The sequence below is a fragment of the Hyunsoonleella pacifica genome (genome assembly GCF_004310335.1).
In the GTDB taxonomy this organism is placed as follows: domain Bacteria; phylum Bacteroidota; class Bacteroidia; order Flavobacteriales; family Flavobacteriaceae; genus Jejuia; species Jejuia pacifica.
This window is the reverse complement of the sequence record NZ_SIRS01000002.1, coordinates 318,863-335,344: the sequence shown is the minus strand read 5'-3', so window position 1 is coordinate 335,344 and position 16,482 is coordinate 318,863. Positions and strand designations below refer to the sequence as shown.

At 29.3% G+C, this 16,482-nt stretch carries 17 protein-coding genes; 9 read left to right on the top strand and 8 right to left on the bottom strand.

The window, feature by feature from the left end:
- Positions 1 to 3 precede the first annotated feature (3 nt).
- The 6 genes from EYD46_RS04895 to EYD46_RS04870 all read left to right on the top strand — a co-directional run bounded on the left by EYD46_RS04895 (position 4) and on the right by EYD46_RS04870 (position 5,856).
- A complete protein-coding gene (locus tag EYD46_RS04895) occupies positions 4 to 1,503 on the top strand; it encodes an AMP-binding protein (RefSeq protein WP_130935946.1) in 1,500 nt (499 codons plus the stop codon).
- The gene (locus EYD46_RS04890; RefSeq protein WP_130935945.1) at positions 1,493 to 1,747 is read left to right on the top strand and encodes an acyl carrier protein; all 255 of its coding nucleotides are present in this window, start codon (positions 1,493 to 1,495) and stop codon (positions 1,745 to 1,747) included. The genes EYD46_RS04895 and EYD46_RS04890 overlap by 11 nt, the downstream gene beginning before the upstream one ends.
- A 42-nt stretch (positions 1,748 to 1,789) precedes the next feature.
- Positions 1,790 to 2,404, top strand: coding sequence for a sugar transferase (locus EYD46_RS04885; RefSeq protein ID WP_130935944.1), 615 nt, complete (start codon positions 1,790 to 1,792; stop codon positions 2,402 to 2,404).
- Entirely contained in the window at positions 2,382 to 2,984 is a 603-nt protein-coding gene (locus EYD46_RS04880; protein ID WP_130935943.1) for a formyltransferase family protein, read from the top strand. The genes EYD46_RS04885 and EYD46_RS04880 overlap by 23 nt, the downstream gene beginning before the upstream one ends.
- Before the next feature lie 82 nt (positions 2,985 to 3,066).
- Positions 3,067 to 3,675: a sugar transferase gene (locus EYD46_RS04875; protein WP_130935942.1), complete on the top strand. Its 609-nt coding sequence runs from the start codon at positions 3,067 to 3,069 to the stop codon at positions 3,673 to 3,675.
- A 33-nt stretch (positions 3,676 to 3,708) separates the two neighbouring features.
- Positions 3,709 to 5,856 (top strand): GNAT family N-acetyltransferase, encoded by a 2,148-nt coding sequence (locus tag EYD46_RS04870; protein WP_130935941.1) that lies wholly within the window; start codon positions 3,709 to 3,711, stop codon positions 5,854 to 5,856.
- 2 nt (positions 5,857 to 5,858) lie between these two features.
- Here EYD46_RS04870 and EYD46_RS04865 read toward each other — a convergent pair whose 3' ends face one another.
- The 6 genes from EYD46_RS04865 to EYD46_RS04840 all read right to left on the bottom strand — a co-directional run bounded on the left by EYD46_RS04865 (position 5,859) and on the right by EYD46_RS04840 (position 12,575).
- A complete protein-coding gene (locus EYD46_RS04865) occupies positions 5,859 to 6,821 on the bottom strand; it encodes a DUF4441 domain-containing protein (RefSeq protein ID WP_130935940.1) in 963 nt (320 codons plus the stop codon).
- A 5-nt stretch (positions 6,822 to 6,826) separates the two neighbouring features.
- A complete protein-coding gene (locus EYD46_RS04860; RefSeq protein ID WP_308807861.1) occupies positions 6,827 to 8,212 on the bottom strand; it encodes an MBOAT family O-acyltransferase in 1,386 nt (461 codons plus the stop codon).
- A gap of 78 nt (positions 8,213 to 8,290) precedes the next feature.
- The gene (locus EYD46_RS04855; RefSeq protein WP_130935938.1) at positions 8,291 to 9,214 is read right to left on the bottom strand and encodes a hypothetical protein; all 924 of its coding nucleotides are present in this window, start codon (positions 9,212 to 9,214) and stop codon (positions 8,291 to 8,293) included.
- 3 nt (positions 9,215 to 9,217) lie between these two features.
- On the bottom strand, positions 9,218 to 10,651 hold the full coding sequence (locus tag EYD46_RS04850) for an MBOAT family O-acyltransferase (protein ID WP_130935937.1): 1,434 nt from the start codon (positions 10,649 to 10,651) through the stop codon (positions 9,218 to 9,220).
- A 189-nt stretch (positions 10,652 to 10,840) separates the two neighbouring features.
- Positions 10,841 to 11,320, bottom strand: coding sequence for an Lrp/AsnC family transcriptional regulator (locus EYD46_RS04845; RefSeq protein WP_130935936.1), 480 nt, complete (start codon positions 11,318 to 11,320; stop codon positions 10,841 to 10,843).
- 70 nt (positions 11,321 to 11,390) lie between these two features.
- Complete coding sequence (locus tag EYD46_RS04840; protein ID WP_241657674.1) at positions 11,391 to 12,575, bottom strand: M14 family zinc carboxypeptidase; 1,185 nt, start codon at positions 12,573 to 12,575, stop codon at positions 11,391 to 11,393.
- Between the two features lie 263 nt (positions 12,576 to 12,838).
- Between EYD46_RS04840 and EYD46_RS04835 the strand changes: the two genes are divergently transcribed.
- Together EYD46_RS04835 and EYD46_RS04830 are read left to right on the top strand one after the other, a co-directional pair.
- Positions 12,839 to 13,210 carry a helix-turn-helix domain-containing protein gene (locus EYD46_RS04835; RefSeq protein WP_130935935.1) on the top strand — a complete coding sequence of 124 codons (372 nt, stop codon included), beginning with the start codon at positions 12,839 to 12,841 and terminating at the stop codon, positions 13,208 to 13,210.
- A 36-nt stretch (positions 13,211 to 13,246) separates the two neighbouring features.
- Complete coding sequence (locus EYD46_RS04830) at positions 13,247 to 13,618, top strand: DNA topoisomerase IV (RefSeq protein ID WP_130935934.1); 372 nt, start codon at positions 13,247 to 13,249, stop codon at positions 13,616 to 13,618.
- 1 nt (position 13,619) lies between these two features.
- On the opposite strand, the gene EYD46_RS04825 is transcribed toward EYD46_RS04830, so the two are convergent.
- Positions 13,620 to 14,120 (bottom strand): hydrolase, encoded by a 501-nt coding sequence (locus tag EYD46_RS04825; protein ID WP_130935933.1) that lies wholly within the window; start codon positions 14,118 to 14,120, stop codon positions 13,620 to 13,622.
- Positions 14,121 to 14,122: 2 nt separating this feature from the next.
- A complete protein-coding gene (locus EYD46_RS04820) occupies positions 14,123 to 14,884 on the bottom strand; it encodes an MBL fold metallo-hydrolase (protein ID WP_130936236.1) in 762 nt (253 codons plus the stop codon).
- Between the two features lie 94 nt (positions 14,885 to 14,978).
- Between EYD46_RS04820 and EYD46_RS04815 the strand changes: the two genes are divergently transcribed.
- Complete coding sequence (locus EYD46_RS04815; RefSeq protein WP_130935932.1) at positions 14,979 to 16,466, top strand: TonB-dependent receptor; 1,488 nt, start codon at positions 14,979 to 14,981, stop codon at positions 16,464 to 16,466.
- Positions 16,467 to 16,482: the final 16 nt, after the last annotated feature.

Sequence of the window (16,482 nt, the reverse complement as noted above, 5' to 3'; positions counted from 1 at the left end):
CAGATGGAATTAATCAATACGCTTTATAATTCTATTAAAGAACACAGTTCTAATACTGCATTTTGTATTAACGAGCAGTATTATACCTATAAAGAATTTAATCATTTAGTAAATCAAATACGCTCTGAAATTATACAAAAAATAGGTGTTGATGAAAAAATTATTGGGCTTTTTGCTCACGATGATATTTATACCTATGCTAGTATTATTGCTCTATGGTTAGAAAATAAAGGATATGTTGCTTTAAATCCTTTATTTCCAGATGATAGAAATATTGAAATTTTAGAAATTGTTGGTTGTGAAACATTACTTAATTCTAACAATCAAACCTTTACAGTTGAAAAACTAAAACTAATAAATACATCAAAAATAACTAATAAGATTCAAGACTTAAAACCTAAACCCAATGATAAAAATGGTGTAGCATATATGATTTTCACTTCAGGAAGTACTGGAAAACCAAAAGGTGTTCCCATAACTTTTAACAACATAGAAGCATTTGCAAAAGAATTACATCACGACAACTATTTTTCTATAAATGAAAAAGACAAGTGTTTACAAATGTTTGAATTAACTTTTGATATGTCTGTTGTATCCTATCTATTACCATTGTTGTATGGTGCCTCAGTATATACCATTCCTAAAGGCAAAATTAAATACATGCAAGTATTTAGTTTATTAGAAAAACATAAATTAACAGTATTAATTACTGTACCATCAATAATAAATTATTTAAAACCTTATTTTGCTGAAATAAATGCCCCACAAGTAAAAGTATCTTGCTTTGCGGGAGGAAAGCTATTTGATGACATAGCAAATGAGTGGAATAAATGTATACCAAATGCACAAATAATAAATTACTACGGTCCTACTGAAACTACAATTTATTGCGGTTACTATTTGTATACACCACCAAGTAAAAGAAAAAATAAAAACAACATCATTTCAATTGGTAAAACTTTTAAAAATACCGATTATTTAGTTATAGATGAAAATAATAATGCCGTACCGGATGGTATTACAGGTGAGTTAGCAATTGCCGGTGCGCAAGTTACACCTGGATATTGGAATAACTCATCAAAGAACCAAAAATCATTTTTCATAAAAAAAGTTGATGGAGAGCCTAAAAGATATTACAAAAGTGGAGATCTTTGTTATAAAGATGAAGATGGCGACTACATGTATGTAGGCAGAAATGATTTTCAAGTTAAAATACAAGGATATAGAATTGAACTTGGAGAAATAGAGTATCATGTTAAAAAAACGATTCCAAATAAAAATTTTGTAGTACTAGATATTGAAAATAGCACTGGAAATAAAGAACTATATTTAATACTAGAATCAGACAAGTTTGATGTATTACCTACCATTAAATATTTAAAGGAAAAACTACCTCATTATATGATTCCAACCCAAATTAGATTTATAAATATTATCCCGCATAACATTAATGGCAAAATAGATAGACACGAATTAAGAAACCAATTAAACCATGAAAAATAGAGACATTTTAGAAAAAATATCCAAATCTTTTAGCACTATTCTAGAGCACAATAATTTTACTCTAACTGAATCTACTACATCTCATGATGTAGATGGTTGGGAGTCCATAACACACATGATGATTATTAATGATATAGAGAAATCATTCAATATTAAGTTCAAATTAATGGATTTAATGAATATGGATACTGTTGGAGATTTAATAAAGGCTATTCAAAAAGAACAAAATATAATCCATAGTTAGAGATAGCCATAAAGTTTAAAATAAAAACGCCTTTCTCGTAAAATGTATAGACTTTTTTTTAAACGTCTTTTAGATTTATTCTTAGCTACATTGGGTTTATTACTTATATTACCTATATTTCTAACTTTGATTATATCTTTGGCAATTCTTAACAAAGGAAATCCCTTTTTTGTTCAAAAACGCCCTGGAAAAAACGAAAAAACATTTAGCATCATGAAGTTTAAAACAATGAATGATGATAGGGATAAAAACGGAAATCTATTACCTGATGAAAAACGCTTAACTACAATAGGTAAAGTAATTAGAAAAACATCTTTAGATGAGCTACCACAACTCATCAATATAATAAAAGGTGATATGAGTTTTATAGGCCCTAGACCCCTATTAATAAGATATTTACCTTATTATTCAGAAACTGAAAAAAAAAGACACGATATAAGACCAGGCATTACTGGATTAGCCCAAATTTCAGGTAGAAATTTATTAAACTGGAATGATCGACTGAAAAAGGATGTTGAATATGTTGAGAACTTAAGTATGGGGTTAGACGTGAAAATTTTTATACAAACAATACAAAAAGTTATTACCTCAAAAGATGTGGTAGTAAATCCAAATTCCGTTATTCAAGATTTAGATGCGATTAGATCAAAACATTAAGTGGGCCATTTTAGTAACCGGTTGGGGAAGAAATGCCAAGGACACCCTTAAAGCTTTTGTAAAAGGAAAACTAAAAAACTCTAGCATAGATTTAGTCATCTATGAAGAGGCTCCCTGTGGAGCTAAAGACTATGCAGAAAAACATAATATCGAAACATTACAAGTCTTTAAAAAAGATTACCCAAGCCTATTAGACTATCAAGAGCGATTAACTAAAGAGATAAGAAGTAGAGGCATTGACTATATCTTTATGCTAAATTTTAAATATATAATCAAACAACCAATGTTAAAAACTTTCCCTAATCGTATAATAAATATTCACCCTTCTTTGTTTCCTAGCTTCTTAGCAACTAAAACAGCTATTCAAGATGCGTTAGATTACGGCGTAAAAATTACAGGAATAACAACCCATATTATTGATGATAAAATCGATGAAGGCATTATATTATGTCAGCACTCTATAAAAGTGTTAGAAAGCGATACTTTTGAAACACTTTATCCCAAATTTGCTAAAAACGGAAAAAAAATAGTTTTAGAAACTATTTCTGAAATTGAAAAATTACATACTAAAGAAAAGTAAATATGAATGTTTCTTATCAAAAATAATAACTTTTAAACGTAAAATATAGGCAAGTATAAAAGCCTATTTTACTTTTACAAATATGAAATATAAAAATATTAAACGTTTATTTGATTTTCTTTCAGCAGCTACTATTTTCTTGCTTTTATCTCCTGTATTTGTAATCATTACAATATGCTTATTAATTACTAATAGCGGTAAACCGTTTTTCTTTCAACTACGTCCAGGTAAAAGTGAAAGTGTTTTTAAGATTATTAAGTTTAAAACCATGAAAGATTTAAAACCTGGAGATGAGAAAAATGTTCATAGTTTAAATAGAGTAACCAAAATAGGAGCTTTCATTAGAAAATATTCTATAGACGAAATACCACAATTGATTAATGTGATAAAAGGAGATATGAGTATAGTTGGCCCTAGGCCTTTATTAGTACATTATTTACCTTTGTACAACGATTTTCAAAAACAAAGGCACAATGTAACTCCCGGTATAACAGGTTGGGCACAAGTAATGGGGAGGAATGCTTTAACATGGGAAAAAAAATTTGAGCTAGATGTGTGGTACGTAAAAAATCAATCCTTAAATTTAGATTTAAAAATAATTTTGTTAACTATAAAACATATCATAATTCCTTCAGGCATCAATAACAATGAAGGGACAAACATGCCAGAATTTACAGGAACTAAAAAATAGTTTAAGCATATTAATTCTATAGAGATTAGAACAATGCAATTAAAAAAAGATGTTTATAAATTTGAATGCATAGAAGTTAAAAACAAAACTCATGTAGCAAACTACAAAGCCCATTTAAGAGAAATAAATGGAGTTAATATATTTTATTCGTATGAGTATATTAACGCAGTTATTCAAAATAACTTTATGTATGCCACTCTTAAAAAAAAGCATGAGACAATAGCCCTAATGCCCATTTATTTAAAAAAAATAAATGATTATGATTTATGCGATTCTAACAACACTGATTTTTTTGATGCATCCTCACCTTATGGCTATGGAGGTCCAATTTTTAATCCTACAAATTCAGCAGAAGAAATCTCACTATTTTGGCATTATTTAGACTCGTGGTACTCTAAAAACAATATTATAACTGAATTTATTCGGTTTAATTTATTTGGAAATCATAAGCACTATTCTGGCCATTTAGTCCCTACATTAAATAATGTTAAAGGAACTTTATTTGATTTTGAAACTCTCTGGAATAATTTTAAACAAAAAGTTAGAAACAATTATCGTAAGTCTCTAAAATTCAATTTAAAATCAAAAATTTACGCTAAAAATATTGACACAGATGTCTTAGAAAAATTTCATGATATCTATATTAAATCATTAAATAGAAACAAAGCTGCTTTAAATTATTATTATTCGAAAACCTATTTTGAGGATTTAATTAACAACAACCCAAATGATACTATATTAGTTCTAATATTTAAGGAAGATATAGCCATTTCTGCTGAATTGATTTTAATTGATGGCAATACGCTCTACTCACATTTAGGAGGTACACATTCCGAATATTTTAATATGAGGCCTAATGATTTTTTAAAAATTGAAGTAATGAAATGGGCTATTGAAAACAATAAAAAATATTATGTTCTAGGTGGTGGTAGAAGCAACAATGATGGATTATACCAATATAAGAAATCATTTTTTCCATTAGATAAAGATATAGTATTTTATACAGGAAGGAAAGTCATTAATCAACCTATATATAACAACCTAATTAAGAATATTAAAGTTGAGTTTACGGATGCGATGGATGATGTTAAAAATTCAGAAAAATATTTTCCTTTATATGGCCAAAAAAAAATAATTGCAAAAAAATTGAATATTAAAACCGAAGAATTACGAATAATATCTACAAAAAAAGAGTGGAAAGATGCCATAAAATCAGTTGGACACTATGACTTTTATCACACTTATGATTATCATACATTATCTAAACTAGAAGACGAAACCCCATTATTAATTGAATACACAGAAGATAATAAAAAGATTTACCTTCCATTAATTAAACGAAAAATCCCAAATACTGAATATTTTGATGCTACTTCTGTTTATGGATACGCTGGTCCATTGCAAATTAATATAAATAGTGCTTTTGATAATAGTATTTTCGTTAAAAAGTTAAATGAGTTTTTTGAAAAAGAAAAAATTGTATCTGTCTTCTCAAGATTAAATCCTTTCATTGATTATCAAGAGTTAATTTTAAAAGGTATTGGCAAAATAGAAGAATTAAGTAATGTGGTAAATATTGATTTGACTAAAAATGTTGACGAACAAAGAACTACTTTTTCTAAAACTACTAAGCGTTATATTAATAAATGTAGAAAAACATTTGATTTTAGATTAAGTAATAGTAAAGAAGATATTCTCAAATTCATAGATCTATATTATGAAAATATGGATAGAGTTAATGCTGAAGACAAATATTACTTCTCAAAGCAATACTTTTTTGATTTCATTAAAAGTGACGATTACAAAACTAGTGTACTTTTAGCAATAGATAAAGAAAGAGAAGATATTATATCAGCAGCAATGATGGTAAAAACTAACAATATTATTCAATACCACATATCTGGTACACGAAATGAATATTTAAACATATCACCTATTAGGCTGTTAATAGACGAAATGCGCTTAAAAGGAACTGAAGAAGGTTTTAAATACTTTAATTTAGGTGGTGGGTTAGGAAATCAAGAAGATGAACTATTTAGATTTAAAGCTTCTTTCTCTAAAGATTTTAAGCCTTTTAAAATATGGAAACATATAACTAATGAAAAAACATATAAAGAACTAGTTACAAAAAATAAAACCGGTGATTTAGATTCTAGTTTTTTTCCCTTGTATAGACTATAAAACTAAATTTTATCTTTTAAATATTCAGTTAGTTTGTTAGCAATAATAGTTCTTCCGTTATTATTCCAATGCTTATCATATATTAATGTAGTTGGCCGCTTAGAAGCCTCTAAATCTCTAGAAAAGTCTACCCAGTTAAAATTATTATTGTCTAAATATTCTAAGAATAAATTTGGAGTTTTGCTTTTGTCTATTAACAAAGTAAACTTTTCCTTATCGTATCCATAAGTATCAATTAAACTTTTAAAGTTTTTAAGATATTCTTCATTATTATTTTTTTCTTTTGCAAGTTTTTGATCTTCGGTTAGTTTTTTCTTGGACTTTGATTGCCCAGTTATAAAAGAAAAAAATCTATTTGGGGTTTGTTTTAGAGGATCTAAGATACCGATACTTTGAGTATAAGCCAATATTTTTACTTTTCTAAGATTTCTATATAAAGAAGATTCTAATCGCATTCGGTCCTGTACAACATTGTACGTAGACCTTGTTAAATCATTTTCAAATTTTAATCCAAAAATAACGTGATCAATTAAATCAAACTTCTTTTTGTAAGAATGTACCAAATGCAATTGATCTGCAAAATCATATCCAGCATACCCAAATTCATATACATCTATACCTTGTATTTGATTCTCTATCTTTTTGCCAATTGAATTATAATAATTCTGATGGAAGCCTTCTATGAAAGAATCACCAACGAGTGCAATTTCAATTTTATTTTCTATCGGATTATATTCTCGATATGAATTAAATCCCGAATTATTAATATGATATTCGGAAAAATTTTGTCGTCTGTTCCCAGTAACCGAAAACCCTGATTGGTTAGGCACCCACTTCTCTACTCCATATTTATCAACATATCTTGAAGGATAATCTTTGGTTAAATGAAATACACGAACATATACTTCTAAAGCTAATACTATTAATACAGCGTAAACAAAACATTTTAAAATTAATTTTTTCATATCCTTTAAAATTGAAAATATATAAATGATCTATCTACACTACTATCATAAAACAGTAACATTAACATAATAACAATTGAGTAAATTATAAACCTCACTACTCTAGACTTAAAATTAAAGGGAGACCTTTCATCCTTCCTTATAATATATTCGTAAATAACAAACAATACAATAAGTATATAATAATCAATCATACGATAGCCTAATGGATGGTTGTAAGGAGCGTATGTGAAATTAGATATTATTCTTTCTATAAAACTAAAAGCATCTGTAATGGACTCTGATCTAAAAAATATCCTAGAAAAAGTAACAATTGTAAAAGTCAACAATACCTGACCTATTTCAATTAAAGAGGGGAACAAAGTATTCTCACCAACTACAGAATGTTTATAAATAGTATTTCTTCCCATTAAAAATACTGGAATAAATACCAAAGCATGAAATGCTCCCCAAAAAATAAATGTCCAATTAGCACCATGCCAAAAACCACTTACTAAAAATATGATACAAATATTTCTAACTGATTTTAACTTACTTACTCTAGACCCACCCAGCGGAATATAAATATAATGCCTAAACCATGTGGATAAAGATACGTGCCAACGCTGCCAGTACTCAGCAACATTCCTAGAGAAGTTTGGAAACTTAAAGTTTGACTTCAATTCTATACCAAAGAGTTTTGAAGTACCTATTGCTATATCAGAATAGCCACTAAAATCTCCATAAACTTGAAAACTAAACAAAGTTACTCCTAAAATTAAGGTAGAAGCTGGGTAAGTAGTATAATTAGAAAAAACATCATCTACTATTGGGGCTATACCATCAGCTATTACTACTTTTTTAAACAATCCCCACAATATGAGTTTTAGACCAGAAACACACTGCTCGTAACTAAATAATCTATGGTTCAATACTTGAGACAATAAATTTGATGCTCTCTCAATGGGGCCAGCAACCAATTGCGGAAAGAAGCTGACAAATGCTGCAAAACCTAGAAAGTCTTTTGTAGGTTCTAATCGTTTGTAATAAATATCAAACGAATAAGACATAGTTTGGAACGTGTAAAATGAAATACCTACTGGAAGTAGTACTCGCAATGTCCATGTACTTTTAATATCATAACCAATTAAGTGGCAAACATCAATCCATGAGTCTACAAAAAAATTAAAGTACTTGAAAAACCCTAATAAGCCAACATTAAAAACAACACTACACCAAAGCCAAAGTTTCCTCCTTCTCGTACTCTCATTAGCATGAATCTGTAATCCTACAAAATAATCTACTAAAGTACTTAGGAAAATTAGAGAAAGAAACCTCCAATCCCACCAACCATAAAAGAAGTAACTCACTACAAGAAGAAATAGGTTTTGCCCCTTTATAATTTTTTTCAAAAAAAACCAATACGTAATAAATACAATCGGAAGAAAAATAAAAAACTCTAAGGAATTAAATACCATACTTAACTGCTATTAAAGTTCTATATTTATTAGTCCCTGCTTAACTTGCTCTGCTACTTGTTCATGACCATAACATGTCCAATGATGATCATAATCAAAGGTCCAACTTTTCTCATCATTACTGGAGTTTAAATGAATAATATAAAAACCTTGAGCTTTACATAATTTGATTATCTCTTTATCTGAATTAGGATGGAATACTAAAATTTTATTATGAATATCATAATTCTTCTTAATATAAGACAAGAGAGATTTTATCTGTTGATTGATATTAACATCTTTATTTCCATGATCTACCTTTGTTGTTTTTTTAAACTTCGAAAGGCTACTAAAGTTTATCGGAAATCGATTATAAAAATAATAGGCTAATTTCCAGTTATAAAGCATTTTTTTCATACTTGGAGCCTTCATTTTACCGTATACAACCTTTTGAGACTTTAGGTCTACTTGGGTAATATCTTCTAGCTTTTTAATATCTTCAATACTTTCTCTAAAATCACTATCTGTGACATAGATAAGATTTTCAATTGGATTAAGCGAATCTAATTGTTTAGAAATTTCAAAAGCCTCTATAAATGAAATTCCTGATCTTGCTGCTTCCATAAAATTGTAATTACTTAACCTTTGTTTTAACAAAACAGCTTGATGACATTCGTTGGGGTTCATAAAATTTTCTATAAACGAATCACCAATTATGGTAATTAAATTATCATAATTTTGAGGAAGTTGCCCCGGCCAACCAAGATCATTAATTTCCCAAGTGTGGGTACCATTGAGCCAATAACCTGTTTGGTTTGGATAGTATTTTTGAATACCGTCTTTATCTATAGTACGTTGCGGAATATCAGATACAGCATGGGTTAACCTTACCACAACCTCTCCTGTAACAAGTGCTGCTAAAAAAAAGAAGATTATATTTCTTAAAAATTTAAACATAATTTAAAATTGAAAATAAATAAATTCCTGCTGCTCACCTGTAAAACTGAACATTAAAATTATAATCAGTAAGTAAAATAACCATCGTAAAGGTTTACCTAAGGTATCTATCCTGTCAATTGCATACTCTCCTCTTCTACCTATCCATTCAACTATGATAAAGAATAAAACTAAAAGCAGAATTGTACTAGGTAATATTTGAAAAGCCGAAAATAAAGAACTATTAAAAATACCTTTTAAAAATAAAAATGCATGAGTTACAGAATCTGCTCTAAAAAACACCCAAGCTATTAATGTCAAGAAAAATGTTAATACTATTTGTAAAATTTCCTTTATACTTGGTAGAACACTGTCCATAGCCACTATATCTGTATTTATTCTGTTTTTATTTGTTAACATAAGTGGTAAGAAGTAAATTGCATTTAAGCCCCCCCATACAATAAAAGTCCAATTTGCACCGTGCCAAAATCCACTAACAAGAAAAATTATAAATGTATTCTTTATCTTCATACTTGTACCTCCTCGACTTCCACCCAATGGAATATATAAATAGTCTCTAAACCAAGTAGATAAAGACATGTGCCATCTCCTCCAAAATTCAGCAATATCTCTAGAAAAATAAGGGAATGCGAAATTTCTCTTTAAATCAAAACCAAATAACCTAGACACACCAATGGCTATGTCTGAATAGCCTGAAAAATCTCCATATATCTGAAAAGCAAAGAAAAAAGCCCCTAATAACAAGGTACTCCCTGAATAGTCTTCATAATTATTAAAAATCATGTTTGCATACTTAGCACAGTTATCGGCAATTACAACTTTTTTAAATAAACCCCATAATGCCTGACGCATACCATCAACTGCTAATTCATAAATAAATTTACGCTTGGTATAAAACTGAGGAAGTAAATTAGTTGCACGTTCAATAGGTCCAGCTACTAATTGAGGAAAAAAGCTAACAAATGCAGTAAATGCAATAAAATCTTTAGTTGGTTTCAGTTTTTTATTATAAACATCTATAGTATAACTTAATGTTTGAAATGTATAAAAGCTTATACCAACTGGTAATATAATTTTTAAGGTGCTAATTTCAAGAGGTTGTCCTAAAAGCGTAAAAGAATCTACCAAACTTTGTACAAAAAAATTATAGTACTTAAAAAAGCCTAAAAATCCGAGGTTAACACAAATACTTATCCATAGCAACAATTTTCGTTTGTTTTTAGACTCTGATCTTTGTAAAAGAATACCAATAGTGTAATCAACTATAGAACTAAACGCTATTAAAGACAGAAATCTCCAATCCCACCATCCGTAGAAAACATAGCTTGAAATTGCTATAAGCAAGTTCTGCGCTTTTAAATGTTTTGCAGTAACAAACCAATATAAGATAAATACTATTGGTAGAAATATAAAAAACTCTATAGAATTAAATAACATATAAAGTAGATAAGTAGGTTTATTTGGTTTCTATTTAATGGTTAAATATCTTTTAATAAATAAAGTATTTCAAAAATTTTCTATGAATTACACAATAATTACTTTAACAAACACATAATATACTAAACAATAAGAAAAAAAGCCTCATAAAATGAGGCTTAACAATGTAATCAAAAGACAATCAAACACTTACATCTCATTAAATATAGAGTGCATTAGCCTCTTCTTGTCGTTTATACTTTCTTCTAAAGATATCATAGTTTCAGTGCGATATACACCTTCAATTTCATCAAGTTTGAATATTACTTCTTTGGCATGTTCTGTATTTCTAGCTCTTACTTTACAGAATATGTTAAACTTACCTGTAGTAATATGTGCTACTGTTACAAACGGAATTTCGTTTATACGCTCCAACACAAATTGTGTTTGAGACGTGTTATTTAGATACACACCAACATAAGCAATAAATGAATAACCAAGCTTTTTATAATCTAATGTTAGAGATGAACCTCTAATAATACCTGACTCCTCCATCTTCTTTACACGCACATGCACTGTTCCTGCAGAGATTAAAAGCTTCTTTGCAATATCTGTAAATGGTATTCTTGTATTGTCAATTAACATATCAAGAATTTGATGATCAATTTCGTCTAGTTTAATTTTCCCCATAATGAACTATTCTTAAATAAAAATCAAAAATAATACATTTTTTATAAAGAATACGCACATTTAATATGCTTTATTTTAAAAATAATGCGATTTCCTTAGTATTTAATTTTACGAAAACGTTTTCGCTATTTAGTTCCAATACTTTATTGTCTACAGTTGAGATTATAGCCCCTTTAGCATCAATTTCCCTATGTGCAAAACTATCTAACAACTCCCCTCTTTTTTGAAAAATAGGTACAAATTCTATTTTACCATCAAGTAATCTCTCCTCAAATTGAAAAGCTAAATCCATAGTACTTTTATCTTTCTGGTTTATACGTGCATTTCGGATAATAACATCAAAAAACAATTTTTTGTTCTCAGGAATATCTTCATAAGATTTATATTTATTACCATCAATGTCATTTTTAGAAATATAATATAGAGACGTTAAATAAGATATAAAAATGAGTTCTCGCGTTATGTCTCTAGCATAATCTTCATGAAAATGACCAGCTTCAAATAAAATTGTAGGAACATTTTCAGTTTGAAACGTATCCCCAACACAATTAATATTAAAAGCATCATCGTATACTCCAACCTGCTCTGGAATTGTTTTTTGTAAATGGTTATTCATTTCCGCAATAACTTCCATAGCTATCTTCCGCGTTGGAGTTATGGTGCAATCATTATCTTGTGCTGGTGCTAAAAACGAAATTGTTGCTGACTTATTTGTGTTACCAGCACTAAAAATAGTACGCTGCCCATGTAAATTATAGCAAAAATGAGGTTTAAAATCTTCGAAAACTTCTCGCAATATTATACTTTCTGGCTGTGTTCTATGTTGAGCATCACGATTTAAATCTACATTATTGGCATTTACACGTGTATAGACTTTCGCTCCATCAGGATTTAAAATAGGGATAATACAAAGTGTGCAATTTTCTAAAATAGTATTTGTTATAACATTCGCCGCAATACATACATTTAAAAAATCAAAAAGTGCTTTAGTTGTGGTAGATTCATTTCCATGCATTTGAGACCACATCAAAATTCGCTTAGATCCGCTACCTATTTTTACTGCATAAATATCATTTTCTAAAACTGATTTACCTACTATTTTTACCTCTGCTTTTGTATCATATTTAGAGAGTAATGGTATAATTTTTTCATTAGTTATATACCTATGATAGAGAGAAGATTCTTTATGATTATTAAAGAGTAATTGCAAGTCTGAAATTTCCATATCTTTTATTTGGTCTACAAAAGTAAACATTTCGGTTTTTACAATTGTAAACACTTGCTTTATGGGCTTTTGTTTAGTTTAGTAAACAAATTGAAACACATCTATTCGATAAATTTTTCAAATTAACACTATTTCAAAAAATACAATATTAAATTATTGGTAATCATAACTTTAAAATATTTTATTTAAATTAATTGATTAATAAAAAATCAAAGTGTTCGTTATATATATAGTTCAATTAAATGCTTTTTATTACATTTGTAACAACAAATCTCACATGATAACAATTTACAATGATAAACAGCGAAGAATTCACTAAAAGGCTTCAAAAAATCATCGGATATTATGGTGAGTCTGCCTCTTCTTTTGCTGAAAAAATAGGTGTACAACGCTCAAGTATTTCACACATATTATCTGGTAGAAATAAGCCTAGTTTAGAGTTTGTTTTAAAAGTACTTTCAACTTTTCCTGAGGTAGAATTATATTGGCTATTAAACGGCAAAGGAAGCTTCCCTAAAACCATAGAAATAGAAAAACAAACTCCTACCCCTTCCTTAGAAATGCCTTCAAAACAAATTGCAAGTATTAAATCATCTCATGAAAAGAAAATTGAACGAATTGTCATTTTTTATTCTGATGGGAGTTTTGAAAACTTCGAAAAATAGATTTCTAGTTTGTAATTTTGTAGTAAATTATTTTAGATGAAAAATACACTGCTTTGCCTCGCATTAATTTTATTAACATCTTGCTACAAAACCGAACGTAATTGTAAAAATTATAGAACAGGTAAATTTTATAGTGAATCTATTGTTAATGGTATAGTTTACAAGTCATACTTTGTTAGAACAGAACAACTACAAATTGAAACATATGATAATCATACAGATTCTTCAGAAATACGATGGATTAATGATTGTGAAGCCGTTTTTAGAACTATAAATCCTAAGAATATGTCAGAACAAAAGGATATACACCTTAAAATTTTAAAAACTACTGACTCTTCTTACTCCTTTGAGTATTCTTATGTTGGCGAAGTTAAAAAAGCCAAAGGTATTGCTTATAAAATAGAATAAATTAATCAAAAGGATATAAAAAGGATTCTGCTAACTCAAAATCAATGGTTTTATCTTCGTTTATGTAATAATTAACCAGTATCTCCCCCCAATACTCTCCATCTGAAAAATCAGCTATAAACCACTTATGATTTAGAAGCTTTACGGTATTAATTAGCATTTTTCTACCCTCAGAAGATGCATAAGGCACAATAGGGTGCTGACCTTCGATCTCATTCGTGCTATAAATCTCATCCTTAATTAATGGAATTAATTTGCTTACATCATAACCATCCTTTTCAAAATAACTTAGCGCATCCTCATTTCGCTCCAGATTAAAATGTGATAGAGTTAACATATTACTCTGTAGGATAGACAAAGAATCTGTTAGTTTTTCAGCTTTAACTTTATAATTCTCTAATTTCCTATTTTGATCTTCAAAAATACGTTTAGCATTTGCATATTGAAAAATAATAAGCAATAATGCAAACACAAACAGATACATAAAAATTTTTTGCTTCATCTCTATATCGTAATTTCTAAGTTATCATAAGCTAAAAACACATTTTTAGGCAACTCCTTCTCTACTTCAGCATGAAACCCTAGTTTATGACTTATATGTGTTAAAAAGGCGCGCTCGGGTTTTATTTTAGCTATAAAATCTAAAGCTTCCTCTAAATTAAAATGAGAATAGTGTTTTTCTATTCTTAAGGCGTTAACCACAAGTACTTTTACCCCTTTTATTTTTTCAATTTCTTTTGGTTTCATTGATTTCAAATCAGTGGTATAGCAAAAATCTCCAAATCTAAAACCATAAACACTAAGCTTATAATGATAACCTTTTACAGGCATAACATTCAAACCTTTTAAATTAAACGCTTTATTTTTTAATTTATGGATTGACACCGAAGGAGCTCCTGGATACTTATTTTCGGTTTGAAATATATAGTCAAACCTTCTCTTTAGTGATTTTAAAACTCTTTTCTGAGCATAAATAGAAATATCGCCTTGCTTAAAATAAAAAGGCCTTATATCATCTAACCCTAAAACATGATCTGAATGCTCATGAGTAAATAAAATCCCATCAATTTTTTCACACCCAGCACTCAACATTTGCTGTCTAAAATCCGGACCGCAATCAACTACATAACTATAATCTTCCCACTCAACCAAAACTGATGTCCTTAATCGCTTATCCCTTTTATCACTACTTAAACAAACAGGATGTTTGCTACCTATTACAGGAATGCCTTGCGATGTGCCAGTACCTAAAAACGTTACCTTCAAAACCATAATTTTACTAAACAAAAATAAGGTTATTTTTTTGTAAACTATGGTTATTTGGTATCTTTACCTAAAATTGTATTAACCTAGATTGCTTATGGAAATCAGCATAAATGGCGACAGAGAATTTGATGATATTCCTTCATTAAAATCTAAAGCTCTCAGAATAAATCTTAACGAAAATATTTACGGAACATTTGCTGAAATTGGAGCAGGACAAGAAACTGCTAGACATTTTTTTAGAGCAGGTGGTGCCTCAGGCACAATAGCAAAAGCAATGTCTGCCTATGACAAAGATTTTAGTGATGCTATTTATGGTATTGAAGATGATAGACGCTATGTTACTGAGTCTAGGTTACGTAAAATGCTTTCCCATGAGATGGCATTAATGGAGGAACGTATTACAAGAGATGAAAATCCTGATAAAATATTCTTTACTTATGCCAATACAGTAGCCACCATAGATTTTGCAAAGCAATTTAAAGGCCATGGTTGGGTTGGCATTAAATATCAGGTTGAAGCTGGGGCAAATTATAACGAAATCATCCTTCATATTAGATTTAAGGAAACTGACGCTCGTTTACAACAAGAAACACTTGGTGTACTAGGAACAAACCTAATATATGGTGCATTTTACAAATACAATGAGCCTAAAAAACTTCTAAGATATCTTTATGATCATTTAGATAAAGACCAATTAGAGATTGACACTATAAACTTTTCAGGACCTGTGTTTAAAAATGTTGACAACCGATTGATGAGCTTACAGTTAGTAAAAAATGGTATGACTGACGCTGTAGTATTTGGTCCTGATGGCAACAATGTTTTACCTGCCAGAATTTTTTACAAGAAAAATATTCTAGCGCTTCGCGGTAGTTTCAGACCCGTAACAAAGGTAAATATGGCTATGTACAAGAAGTCATATGAAATGTTTGTGAAGGAAAATAAAGTAGACCCTGACAAAACCGTTGTAGTTTTTGAAATTACACTTTCTAATTTACGCGCAGAAGGAAAAATAGATGAACAAGATTTTATCGATAGAGCAGATTTGTTATGCGCCCTAGGGCAATCAGTAATGATTTCAAACTTCCAAGAGTATTATAAAGTTGTAGAATACTTCTCTAACTACACAAAAGCTAGAATGGGATTAGCAATGGGTGTAAGCAACCTTATAGATATTTTTGATGAAAAATATTATCGTCATATAAGTGGAGGTATCTTAGAAGCTTTTGGCAAACTATTCTTTAAAGATTTAAAAGTATACCTCTACCCTATGTTTGACCCTAAAACAGGAGAACTTATTGATAGTGAAAATTTAAAAGTATACCCTCGAATGAAAGAATTGTATAAATTCTTTAAATATAACGGTAAAGTTATTGACATTGAAGATTACGATGAAAGCATTATGAATATCTTCTCCAGAGAAGCCTTAAAAATGATTGAGACTGGCGAACCTGGATGGGAAGACATGCTTCCAGAAGGTACTGCCGATTTAATAAAAGATTTCAGATTGTTTGGTTATACCAGAAGACCTCTTAAGCCATTAACCTTGAAACACCGTACTTCAACAAGAAAGAAAAAATAAAAAAAAGGAGCCATGA